This is a genomic window from Pseudoalteromonas sp. BZK2 (assembly GCF_014349195.1).
GTDB classification, from domain to species: Bacteria; Pseudomonadota; Gammaproteobacteria; order Enterobacterales; family Alteromonadaceae; genus Pseudoalteromonas; species Pseudoalteromonas simplex.
On record NZ_JACSOG010000039.1, the window covers coordinates 1 to 12,549 of the forward strand.

Annotated in this window: 8 protein-coding genes and 2 pseudogenes; 5 read left to right on the plus strand and 5 right to left on the minus strand. The window is 37.0% G+C overall.

The genetic code is table 11. The features are described 5' to 3' along the window. Positions 1-1,070 precede the first annotated feature (1,070 nt). Complete coding sequence (locus BIZ38_RS18400; RefSeq protein WP_187490963.1) at positions 1,071-2,369, plus strand: PAS domain-containing methyl-accepting chemotaxis protein; 1,299 nt, start codon at positions 1,071-1,073, stop codon at positions 2,367-2,369. 82 nt (positions 2,370-2,451) lie between these two features. Here BIZ38_RS18400 and BIZ38_RS22030 read toward each other — a convergent pair. Both BIZ38_RS22030 and BIZ38_RS18410 read right to left on the minus strand, forming a co-directional pair. Then, positions 2,452-2,631 (minus strand): annotated as a pseudogene (locus BIZ38_RS22030) (zinc ribbon domain-containing protein); the annotation flags it as partial. Positions 2,632-2,716: 85 nt separating this feature from the next. Beyond that, positions 2,717-2,944 (minus strand): transposase, encoded by a 228-nt coding sequence (locus BIZ38_RS18410; RefSeq protein WP_316247589.1) that lies wholly within the window; start codon positions 2,942-2,944, stop codon positions 2,717-2,719. Positions 2,945-3,103: 159 nt separating this feature from the next. On the opposite strand from BIZ38_RS18410, the gene BIZ38_RS21990 reads away from it, so the two are divergent. Then, positions 3,104-5,215, plus strand: a complete 2,112-nt coding sequence (locus BIZ38_RS21990) for an EAL domain-containing protein (protein ID WP_316247588.1) — start codon at positions 3,104-3,106, stop codon at positions 5,213-5,215. A gap of 435 nt (positions 5,216-5,650) precedes the next feature. Here the strand turns inward: BIZ38_RS21990 and BIZ38_RS18420 are convergent, their stop codons facing one another. Continuing rightward, entirely contained in the window at positions 5,651-6,739 is a 1,089-nt protein-coding gene (locus BIZ38_RS18420; protein ID WP_187490965.1) for a ParB family protein, read from the minus strand. A 2-nt stretch (positions 6,740-6,741) separates the two neighbouring features. Then, positions 6,742-7,953 carry a ParA family protein gene (locus tag BIZ38_RS18425; protein WP_187490966.1) on the minus strand — a complete coding sequence of 404 codons (1,212 nt, stop codon included), beginning with the start codon at positions 7,951-7,953 and terminating at the stop codon, positions 6,742-6,744. Between the two features lie 482 nt (positions 7,954-8,435). Between BIZ38_RS18425 and BIZ38_RS18430 the strand changes: the two genes are divergently transcribed. Beyond that, the gene (locus BIZ38_RS18430; protein WP_187490967.1) at positions 8,436-9,482 is read left to right on the plus strand and encodes a sensor domain-containing diguanylate cyclase; all 1,047 of its coding nucleotides are present in this window, start codon (positions 8,436-8,438) and stop codon (positions 9,480-9,482) included. Positions 9,483-10,301: 819 nt separating this feature from the next. On the opposite strand, the pseudogene BIZ38_RS22035 reads toward BIZ38_RS18430, so the two are convergent. Further along, positions 10,302-10,427 (minus strand): annotated as a pseudogene (locus tag BIZ38_RS22035) (S24 family peptidase); the annotation flags it as partial. A 285-nt stretch (positions 10,428-10,712) separates the two neighbouring features. On the opposite strand from BIZ38_RS22035, the gene BIZ38_RS18435 reads away from it, so the two are divergent. After that, complete coding sequence (locus BIZ38_RS18435) at positions 10,713-11,015, plus strand: hypothetical protein (RefSeq protein WP_187490968.1); 303 nt, start codon at positions 10,713-10,715, stop codon at positions 11,013-11,015. 260 nt (positions 11,016-11,275) lie between these two features. Continuing rightward, positions 11,276-12,523 carry an HlyD family secretion protein gene (locus BIZ38_RS18440; RefSeq protein ID WP_187490969.1) on the plus strand — a complete coding sequence of 416 codons (1,248 nt, stop codon included), beginning with the start codon at positions 11,276-11,278 and terminating at the stop codon, positions 12,521-12,523. Positions 12,524-12,549: the final 26 nt, after the last annotated feature.

Sequence of the window (12,549 nt, forward strand, 5' to 3'; positions counted from 1 at the left end):
GTTGGATTTTGGATCTGAGAAAAAAGAAGCAGCCTAGCCGTTAAGCTAGACTGTAGAAGCCCAGTGATCAGAGCGAAGCGATGTCGCAGGGTAGTTCACAAAAGGATGTCAGATGAATGAAACCCATGACTTGATTCGTTCTGAGTGCGTCTATCAGCTTAAAAAATTATGAGCACAGCCAGTTTGTTTGATGATTTAGTTACAACCTTAAAAGACTCTGCGGCACCTGTGTACATAAGGTGGTATTAAAAATGAATTTGCCCAAAGGCTGGCATTGTTAAATTATTTTTTTGAAAATGAGCGCAAAATTCATCAATTGATATTGTCGATAAATTTTCAATTTAAAAAGGTTTAAAAAAGGCATCGATAGAAAAGGCAGCTGAATTAATGTTAGAGACAAGGGCGAGTTATACGGCTCAATCCCTTGGGAAAAAGTTTTCTAGATCATCAAATATAGCTAGTTCACTTTTATAGCATTCGTAAAAACAATAGATACAAGAAGTTCATACTGGCATCCCGAATCGTAAAGTAAAAGTGGTAACAATCTATGGGTGAATCCCCCTTAAGAGAAACCTGCCAAACTGGTTTTGCTATTACATATGAATAAACTATTTGGAGAATCGTATGTTATCAGCAAATGACGAGGCTGAGTTTATGCTCAAAATGATGTTAAGTATCATACAGTAAAGTGGGGTAGGTCTGTTAAGTTAGTTGATATTGGTTCTCGAACAATTTGTATATCTCAACTTCAGAAAAATGCACTATTGTTTAAGAGGCTAAGAGTTTTACTTAAAGAAAAAGTTTTTTAGCGGATAAAAGTACTAATTTTTTTTGTTATGTTAAATTGGTCTTTTTATAACAATTTAGCGTATAACTGCTAAAGCAACTATTAGAGCGAAAGTAGTGAATATCATTGTTTTTAGCAATTCAATGCTTATGAATTTTACAGAGTGAGCTAAGCCTCTATTTCAGGTTATCACTTTTCTACACTTAAATAATATGTTGTCCGTCAGGCCAATTAATCCTTAATTGTGAAGTTTTGAGTCAATTTAATATAGGGAACTACACTAATGTGGTTTACGAATAAGAAACTGTTATCTGAAATGGCTTTTTTAAGAGATCAAGTTGCTGAGTATGAAAATATTAAGCAGGAACTGAAAGAAGAAATGCTGTATGTACTGGTTGGCAAAAATGGAGAAATTCTTAGAGCTAATCAACACTTTGCAAAAGCTATGGAAAGCACTGTTGAGGACTTAAATGGAAATGAAATAAGTAGCTTACTTATAAAAAAAGCATTAGATAAGCCTCACACGCAGAAGTTTTTGTTAGCTTTAAAAAAAATGAACCACTGGCACGGAGCTTTGCAATTAAAAACTAAATCGGACCGTGAACTATGGCTTAGAAGTATTGTTCAGCCAACAAAAGAAGGGCTTGCTATTTTTTCCTCTGAACTTACTCGAACTATTACACTTTCCAGAGAGAAAGAAGATATGATTGCTGCTTTGAGTCGTTCTTCGGCAGTAATTGAGTTTACTTTGGACGGCATAATTTTGAACGCTAACGATAATTTTCTAAGTTCTATGGGGTACTCTAAAAACCAGATACTAGGGAAGCATCACAGTATTTTTTGCGACTCTGAAGAAGTAAGCTCTAATGCTTATATTCAATTTTGGTCCAAGTTGAAAAGTGGTCAATATATCACCGGGAGGTTCAAAAGATTCGACAGTTATGGTAACGAAGTATGGCTTGAAGCTTCATATAACCCAATACACGACGATAATGGTGACTTGTATAAAGTTACCAAGTTTGCGACCGTCATAACAGATCAAATGAGAAGGGAGCAAGCTATCTCAGAGACAGCTGGGATTGCATATGATATTTCAAAACAAACAGACTCAGATGCGGAAAGTGGATTAGGTGTGGTTAAACAAACAATTTTAACTATGAATGCTCTTTCAAAGAAACTTGAAACTGCGAGCGAAGGGATAAATAAACTCGATATACAGTCAGAAAAGGTGTCCCAGCTTGTTGATAGTATAAAAGGCATAGCAGACCAAACAAATCTATTAGCACTAAATGCTGCTATCGAGGCTGCGAGGGCTGGTGAGCAAGGACGTGGCTTTTCAGTGGTTGCAGATGAAGTAAGACAATTAGCATCAAGGACTAGTTTAGCTACTGAACAGATAATTAGCGTAGTTTCAGAAAACAAAGTGCTAACCAAAGACGCTGTTACCCAAATTGAAGATAGTTTAGTAGAAGCTAAGGATGCCTTGGATTTATCAAATAGTGCAGGGCAAGTAATTGATGATATACAAAAAGGCGCTAAAGAAGTAGTTCAGGCTGTGGGACAATTTAAAACGAACCTTTGATTAGATTAGAACTTGTGACTTCTCACTGCCTTATCAGGCGATGTTTCTTATTTCGTTAGCCGTTGCTCGATAGTATCGAGGCTTATGCAGTTTCCATAAGCAGATACGACCGTCCAGCCGCCTTTAATTCCAGGATACCTTTATCTCGGATATTTAGGGCGGCGTTAAAGCCGCGATCAATATCTGTGGTACCGCAAGACGGGCAATCCCATTTACAAACCGATAAGGGCATTTCTTCCATTTTATGGCCGCAACAGTGGCATGTCTTAGAGCTGGCTTACCACTTGTCTAACTTTACTAGGTTTTTACCTTGTTCTTTTAATTTGTATTCCCGTTTCGCAACAAAGTTATGCCATGAGGTTGCAAGTTTGCGGTTTTTCATAATATGCTGATTTCAACGCCTTAACTATCACCGCTTGGTTTTCGTCAACGAGAGTTCGAGAGAGTTTGTGTTGAAAATCAGCGCGAGCATTCGCTACCTTTTCTTGGCATTTAGCAACACGGTATTCGAGCTTTTCATAATTAGCACTGCCTTTGGCTTTTTTGACCATCTTTGATTCGTTTTTACTTTCAATATAGCTATGCTGGTTCTAAGTGTACTTATACATGTTGAGAGGTTTCTTTACAGGTAATAGCTTTTAATAAACATTTTTTACTTACTAATACAAAAGCATGTCGTAATTTTTATATTTTAGCGTTATTGTAAGTAGGTACAAAATATTGAAGGAACAAAAGTGGATAACTGCAGTGTTTTCATTATAGATGATGAGGGTATTACTACCTTACAGTTAGAGCATGCATTAGAGGGAGTAGGGGATATTACGACCTCTACTAACAGTTATGAAGCAGTTGCTCTATTAGAGAAAGTAAAACCAGACATCTTAATTCTAGACCTAGAAATGCCGAAAGTCAGCGGTTTTGATATCCTAGAGACGATCCAAAAAAAACCAAGCCTTGCCAATATAAGAACAATAGTGATCACATCCCACAGTGCTCCTGCAATAGAAGAAAGAGCGCTATCTCTAGGGGCGATAGACTTTATTTCAAAGCCTTTAAATTTAATTCTGTGCCGTATTCGTATTGAAAACCATATTAAAATTATAATTCAAGAAAAAGCGCTACTACAGGCTCAGACAGAGCTTTTCACCGAAAAGGAACATCTTAGAATTACTTTAGATTCGATAGCTGACGCTGTTATCTCCACGGACATAAATGCAAATATTGAGTATATGAACCCTGTAGCACAGAGGCTTACAGGATGGTCCGAAACTGCTGCAAAAGGTCGTCATATTAAAGAAGTGATGCAGCTAGCTGATGCTACAACTAAAGTTTCGTCAATAAACCCATTGGTTGTTGCATTAAATGAAAATAGACCTGTTGCGATGGCTTTAAATACCCAATTAACTAGCAAGCAGGGTATTATTCATCGAGTCGAAGACAGTGCCGCGCCTATTCTCGATAAAAATAAAAATCAATGCGGAGCTGTCATGGTTTTTCAAGATGTTAGCGAAACTTTTGCTATGTCTTTGCAGATGACCTATCTATCTCATCATGATCAATTAACAGCATTACCAAATCGAGTCTTGCTTCATGACAGGATAACTCAAAGTATAGCAAGAGCTTCTTATAAAAAAACAAAAGTAACTTTAATGTTACTTGATTTAGATAAGTTTAAATTTATCAACGACGCCTTAGGTCATCACATTGGTGATGAAATAATTGCACATATAGGCCACAGTTTAGATAGGTTCGCTTGTAATGATGTAACAGTTGCTCGTGTAGGAGGAGATGAGTTTGCACTCGTTATACCTCATTCAGCTAATTCATTGAGTTTAGAGCCTCTTGTTAACGAAGTTCTCAATGTTATTAGCAAACCTTTTAGGTCTGGTGGTGAACAACATATACTTACTGCAAGTTTAGGTATAAGTGTTTACCCTGACGATGCTTCAAGTGTTGAAGAGATGCTTCGCCACGCAGACTCTGCGATGTATAAAGCAAAGAATGAACCTGCAAATAGTTACTTTTACTTTAGTGATGAATTACAGATTGAAATGAATAGACGTCTGGAGGTCGGAAATATATTAAGAAAGGCACTAGAAGAAAATGATCTCGAACTTCATTATCAACCTAAATATGATTTGAATAATGATTCACTTATCGGTGTAGAGAGCTTAGTTCGTTTAAAAGATGGTCAAGGTGGGTTTATTTCCCCAGTTCACTTTATTGAATATGCAGAAGAAGCGGGGCTTATTTTTCGTTTAGGGGAGCAAGTTCTTGAAAAAAGCTGTATCGCTGCAAAAAAATGGCTTGATAAAGGGTTGCCTATTAAAGTTGCAGTAAATGTATCGGCTAAACAATTCACAGATACTAAACTTGTAGGTACAGTGGCAGAGATCCTTGAAAGAACCCAATTACCTAGTCGTTATTTAGAGTTAGAAGTAACGGAATCGGCTTTGATTGAAAGCTTTGAATACACTGTAAGTCAATTAAAGCTTATTTCTGAAATGGGGGTGAGTATTGCTCTTGATGACTTTGGAACTGGTTATTCTAGCCTTTCATATTTAAGGTTGTTCCCATTGGATGTACTAAAAATAGACCAATCTTTTGTTCGTGATATGAATGACGATGTTCAAGCGCTCAATATTGTTACGACTATAATAGATTTAGCTTGCACTCTTAATTTACAAATTGTAGCTGAAGGTATCGAGACAAAAGGACAGCAAGATAGGCTTCGAGCGCTAGGTTGTCAGATGGGGCAAGGCTACTTACTTAGTAAACCTTTAAATTGCGGCAAGTTTGAAGAGCTAATTATGAGCAGTAAAGTTGAACAGGTAACTTGTTCTTGAGCTTAATCATTTATTAAAATAGTAGGCCTTAGTATTGTTATCCAACAAAGGACTAGTCTTATAAGTGTATTTTCGTCTATGAAGCGCCTTGATAGTACAACTGTATCATGACGTGTGAAAATATACTCCATTGGGGCATTACTAAACTTTTCTCTTTTAAAACTAAGGGAATTCGAATTTCTTTGTGATTAGCAAACATCTGTAATATCTGATAGTTATCACTCACCTAATGCTTTGAAAGGTTTCAGTATAAATGGAAAAATTAAAAGAGCTTATGCTTTAAAACACAATAATAAAGATGTAATGTGAAGTTAGCTTTCATTTACATAGATGAATGGGGGGAGTTTAGACAATCGAGCAGCTCTTTTAATTTTATAGTCTTATCGATACATTAAATGGACTACTTACTTCATAGTAAGCAATCCATATTAACTTTTATCCCATTTCGCTCAAGACGTTTGTAATAGCTGTATCAAGTTTCTCTTGAATGTCTTTCGGGATTCGTCCAAACTCATAAGAAAAGTTTCTCCCTTTCACCTTTTTGCGAGCAAACTGATCTTTATTTTCAAATTTGAATAACGTCGTTACAACTGGTTTATCTGTAGTAGGTTTGAAGGACTTAGACTCATCAGCTATTAGTTTGCTGAGTTTGTCTTTAAGGTCTTCTTTGATTAAGCCACCGTCAACTTTTAGCTCATTCACTTTACTTTTTAACTCTTCAATGAAATCACTTAGTTGATCACCTAATAAAGCCTGTGTTGCTATTAGCGCTTTATAGTCACTATGGTTGAGTAATGAAATATCTGGAAAAACAGAAATTAAATCACTATCGATTGTTGCGGCTTGGAGTGCTTTGCTTACCTTTGATTGACTTAAGCCATGGCGTTCAGCTAACTCAGCTTGGTTCAACTTTTTGCCATGCTCAGCTAAGTATGCCTCTTTGTCTCGTTCTAGGCGTAATCCAATTTCACGTAAGCTGTGCTCTTTAACTGACTGTAGTGATGTAGCGAGAGCCTTTGCATCGCTTAGGCTGATTTCGTCATCTGTAACTAACATTGAGAAAGCTCCTATAGAACCGCTTTTCTCAAGTACATAAGCGCGACGACGCGAACCATCAAGAACGTCAATCTTATTATCAGGCAGGCGTCGACCAATTGCTGGGTAGAACTGTTGGTTATCTAATGTTGATAAGTCTTGTAGCGACTCTTCTGTTAATAGTGATTGTTCTCGCCCATTGATTTCAAAAGTGACGACTGTATTTGATTTAAGCTGCTCATATGACAACGTAACAGGGGTGAACGTAGCTTTTTGGCCCGATTTTAACGTCCAAACTTTACTTTGCCCAACGCTAACCACCCCAAGGTGTTGAGATAACACATCTTCAAGTGGCGTTTGGCTCTTTTCCGCCTCAAGCTTCAGGCGCTTGGCTAGGCTTTCTATGTGATTTTTATTACTGTCAGCAATCGCTTCTTGTGAACCTGGCGCATTACCTAGTGGAGAAACTGAACCTCTTTTTTTAGCCATTCTTACTGCTCCTTCTCTTGCTCACGCCATACTTTTTGAATATCACGATGTATTTGGCTTGTAACTTCATATCCATTTTGTTGTGCGTTCTGGAACGTCATTTTGGTTTTAGGATATTCACTTTTCGACATATCAAATACGGTAGATAGTAATGATGACGCTTGTCTCACTGCCTCGCTATTGTTGAACTCAGTTGAGTAAAGGTAGGATGAAAAACTATCATATAAGTTGTTTTGCAAATCAGTTGTTGTTGAGCTTTCTTTATGATTAGTTAGTAATATTTTCATAAAATCATAGCCAGGGTGTTTCGCATTCTTAAGTAGTGTCCATACTTGAGGGATGTAACTAAAATATGAGCATGTAGCATCAATATCATTTTCAGTAACAGACAATGGAAAAATGACACTCGTACCAGCGTAATATGCGTTGTATGTCGCGTAGCCTAGCGATGGAGGCGTATCAATGATAATAATGTCGAATTCATCTTTAACTTGCTCAATGATATCGTGCAATATTGAGTAAGGAGAGCTTAGTTGTTGATTGAATACCGCTTCATGGAACCAGCCTTCAATTGCTCGGTCTGATTGTGAAGCTGGTAAAATACGTAAGTTAGGAATAGTTGTCGGCAAAAACGCTTCACTGATAGCTTCTTTTAGTGTTTCGTTTTCATCAAGCTCATAGTTTCCCATAATTAAGTCACCAACAGATAGACACCCTTCTTCTGCTGATTCAGGAGCGTAATACATTGATAAAGTGCCTTGGCCATCCATATCAATTAAGCCAACACGATAGTTTTGATGGAACTCAGTCGCCAGGCCAGATGCAGCTGTCGCTGCAGTAACAGTCTTACCAACACCGCCTTTTTGATTTTGAACAACTATAACTTGTAGGTCTTGGCTTTCACTGCGAACAAATGGTAATTGTTTCTTTAGCTCCCCAGGAAGTGAATCTCGAACTTTGTATACTTCCTCAATATCCAATAGCCACTGGCTCTCTTCATGTCTTCTAGGGTTGATTTTTAGAGATTTGCAATATTTGTCTAAAGTTCGTGCATCAATATCTAAGTATGCCACTGCTTCAGCTTTAGTAAACACTCGGAGCTCTTTCCGGTGGTTATTTAGAAGGCGTCTATTACGGCGCTGAATATATAACTCTGAGCCGTCCTTTAGCTCGTCAAATGCAATATCTGTGGCTTCTACTTTAGAGATAGTCATCATGAACCTTATTGTATGTGTTTTTTTATAGTGTATGCTTTAATTTTTGGCGGGTAAAGCGAAAATTGAGGTATGGTTTGATTTTTGATTTTTGGTTTTTTTGTTTGAGGGGAGTATTTATAGGCGACTCTGGGTTTATATAAGGGACTCAAAGTATGTTTACTATGCAGTGAGAAGTATAGAACCTTATAGTCAACTCCTTCGGGTGCATCGCTCCTCTAAAACTGATATCCGTTAGCGTGGTGGTAAACTTTCTATGCAATAATGTGATAATTACCGCTCTATAGTATTTTGAATTTAATAGTGATATCACTGGCAATAATGTATAATTTTTCGTCTGTTCATTTGAACTTGATTGGTGTTAGAAGCTAGAAGTACAAGGTCTATTGATTTCAATGTAGTCATCCTTACTTACATTTCATTGATTTTTGTATCAGGTTAGGCTTAAATTTTTATTGAAATAGGCTTTATGAGGGGCTTTCTTGGATTACTTTGATACGATATTAGCAAATTCTAATTTAATTAGGCGACATGCATCACTTAAAGTGGACTTAGCTGTTCCTGCTCAAGAGTTTATGTGGCAAGTTTTACAAGATGCACTTGAGACTTTAGAGGTTAGCCGTGTTTCTGTCTGGTTATTGAGTTCAAACTCTGACAGTGAAATTTTGGAATGTGTAGCAAATACTGATTGGGGTAAAAATGGTGTACCGAATGAATTACCTTATTTAGTGAAAGATGAAAACCCTCAGTATTTTGAGGCAATCGACTTCGGGGCACCAATCGTTGTTCAGAATGCGATTTTAGATAGTCGAACTTGTGGTTTTTCAGACACCTATTTAATTAAAGAGAATGTCAAATCAATGCTTGATACTATCATCTTTAGTGAAGGTTACCCAATAGGAGTAGTGTGCTGCGAACAAAAGGGGGACTATCGTAGATGGAATCGTGATGAAGTTCATTTTGCAGAGTTAGTTGCAGATTGCTGTACATATCGGTTTATGGTTCAAAAACAGGCAAAGTTGGAAGAAAGGCTCATTAATTTAGCATTCTGCGACGAGTTAACCGGTGTTTATAATAGGCGGTACTTTTTCGAATCCATAAATAAAATAATAAGTCTTCATATGCGAAAAAGAATGCCATTGACAGTCGCATTTATTGATTTTGATAATTTTAAGTCGATTAATGATACTTATGGACATCAAGTTGGTGATGAGACCCTTATTGGTTTTACTGCAATAGCTCAGGAGCACTTGAGGAGTGAAGATTTAATTTATCGATTTGGCGGCGAAGAGTTTCTCATTGTATTTCAAGGTATAGATGTGCATGACGCTAAAAAAGCCTTAATCAGGTTACAAAGTGCAGTACAAACTATTCTAGTTAATCAAGCAAGTACAAAGCTACATTTTACCTTTAGTGCTGGAGCAATCGAGCTTATAGACAATTCGTTATCTATTGAAGAAGTTATAAGCAAGGCTGATAGGCTTTTATATAAAGCTAAAAAGGATGGCAAAAACCGTATTGAAATTTAATGCATGTTAAAAGTTCATCACGGAATTTGAATATATCCGCAAGTAATCGCGACAGGTGTTATTTTGCTTCTCTTGGTTGGACATTCGATTTAAGGATTTTTAAAGCAGAAAGGACGCTTTTGATTATTGAGGTTGGCACTTTCTTGTCGCATAAGTTGCTTCGAATAAATTACTTTTTGAATTAATTAAAGTCATGTGTTTTGTGGATTAGTCTACTCTTATAACTAAAGCATTATCTCTATAGTCAGTTAATGAAGTGCCTTTATTGGGGTGTAAATATCATGGAAGAAGAAAAGGCTTCACATAAGTTCAAGCTATATATGTCAGCTTTTAATACTGTACTTATTTTAATAGGTATAGTTTGTTTAATATATTCAGGGGTACTAATTGTTGAAAACTATTTTTAGTTTGATTAAGCCTCTGCTATCGGTCACTATCATTTAAGTTGCTTAACTAAAGGCGGCTCTCTCATCTTGATACCTAAATCTTTGATAGCTTGATTCCATGCTAGTACATCGCCCTCATTAGAGCTAAAACACTAATAGGGGGCAAAGTCGCTTTGAAGTTAGAAATGCTGGCAAAACGGAACATAAGTAGCATTGATGTCGCATAGAACACAAATCTTTAAAATATATTAATTAAACCAGTGGCAACTCTCCAGATTACATGCGTATTCTAGTTGTTGTTTTCATCGTTGTTAATTTAAATTGGCCATAGATCGTTGTTTTTAATAATTAATTTTTTAGTTCTTTATTTGTAGTTCTTATACAACAAATTCGTTGTCTAATGTAGCTAATACAATTCGCCAAGCTTTGATTGTTACTTACCTACAACTATTTTCGAACCGTCAGTAATGTCTGGGGGCATGCTATTGCCTGACACTCTGAATAGGAATGTGCTGCTAGGGCGCTTAATTTGGATCTCTCCTAAACTGATTGAGTAGGCTAGGCGATCTTCGCATGGGTTGGGGAACCTGAAGCAACTGAAAAGTCTGCGATAGGTAGTTCTGTGCTTGAAGGGGTAAGTTTGCTAAGCATAATTACAAAATACTGTATAAATAAACAGTGATTTTAGATGTGAATATTCCACATTACAACTAAGAAGTTTCTTTTAGGTTCGCGCTCTATGTGATTTCATCAATTATTAGTTAAATTTAAACCTTTTTCCCAGAATCGGGCGCGATTTAACGCATATGATAGCTTTGGCAAAAATATATGAGCTGGAGTGACTATGGATTTATGTTCAATTTCTTCGGAAGACGGTGATAAAGCTGTTTTCTTCAATGGGGTTTTGATTGCATACTATAATGCAGCAACTGATGAGCCAAACGTGTTATCATTTGTTGAAAGTGTTGCTGATAATTTGAGTAACGCTTCTGGTGCAAATATTAAAAAGGCGAAAATAGACAAAGCTCCTGACTTTGTTCATTGGGAGCAGAGCAAACAAGTAGAGAATATACTTTGGCCTAATAAAACAGCTAAACCTCCTATTTCTGATCTTTTCTCTCCAATCGAGCTAAATTCTCAACCATAAACATTCATAACAGTTTATCGCTTGACCGCTAAATTTTGCCTTCGCAGGTGCGGTCAAGCACCCCTTTTATCTAAAAGATAGAGAGTGCTTTATCTCTCATAAACTGGTTGTATTTCCTCTCTTTAAAAGTAACATCTGAGAGCTTTTCGTTTTTATTGAACTAAATAGTTAGTCTCATCAAAGCAGTATTCCATTATTACAGCCAAAGTGATATATTTACTTTTCAAGTTAATATAACGTTAACGTACAAGAAATGAGCTATGGACAGTCTATTCCGCAAAGAAGTGCTGGAGCATAAAAGACACAGATTAGAAGGAACAGTGTCGATTATTCAGCCACCAATTTTTAAAAGACTCACAGTGTTGATATTAGCGATCGTCATTGTAAGTTTTGTCTTTTTGAGTCTTGGGCAATACACCCGTAAAGAACGAGTTATTGGGGTGATAGAACCTGATGCAGGTATACTGCGCATTGAAGCTTCTCAATCGGGTTTGATTTCTGAAGTATTGGTTTCTGAAGGGCAATTTGTTAAAGCTGGTGCAACGCTTGTTAAAATTGCTTCAGCTAAACATAGCAGTCAAAAATTGGAGTTAAATCAAGCCTTGCTGAATCAATACCAGTTTCAGCTTAGCTCTCTTGAGCTACAAATAAAACAGCAGCAAGCGCAAGATATTCTAGACCTTGAACAATTGCGATTACAAAAAAAATCGCTTGAGCAGAGTTTATCTGAACTGGATAGGCAGTCAACCATATTCAAAGAACGGCTAGCTTTGAACAAACAGATGGTAGAGCAAGTTGGCACTTTAAAAGGCACTGGATTTATCTCTGAGTTAGAATTGCAAAAACAAAAAGATACATTGTTGTCCCTACAACAACAGGCATCGAGTATTAAGTCTGAGCGAGTTTCTTTAGCCAGCCAGTTAAAACAACACGAAAAGCAAATTAAGCAACGTCCGTTGCAGCAATACTCTCACATTGCTCAACTTGAGTCACAAAAGGCTGATTTACAAATGCGGCTTTCATCAATTGAACAGCAGCGTTTAGGTGAACTACGAGCTCCTAAATCTGGTATCGTGAGTGGTTTAACAGCTAAAGTTGGCAAAACTGTCTCGACAGGGCAAATGTTGATGTCTGTGTTACCTGAAAATAGTGACATGCAGGCAATAGTATATGTACCAACCTCGGCATTTGGTTTTGTTGATGTAGGGCAAAATGTACGTATTCGCTATCACTCATTCCCTTACGAGAAGTTCGGTGTATACGACGGTACAATTACAGAAATTAGTAGTTCAGTGATTTTACCGGAAGAGGTTGATTCTCAGACCATTTTAACTGAGCCAGCTTATCGTGTGGTTATTACTTTAAATGATCAAGCTATTCAAGCTTATGGCAAAGCAACACCCTTGAGAGTCGGTATGAATCTCGATGCTGATATTGTTATTGAAAAGCGTTCGTTATTACGTTGGCTATTTGATCCGGTATTTAGTATTAGAGGTCAATTTCATTAGTGAAAAAATGATCTCTTTCAATAACA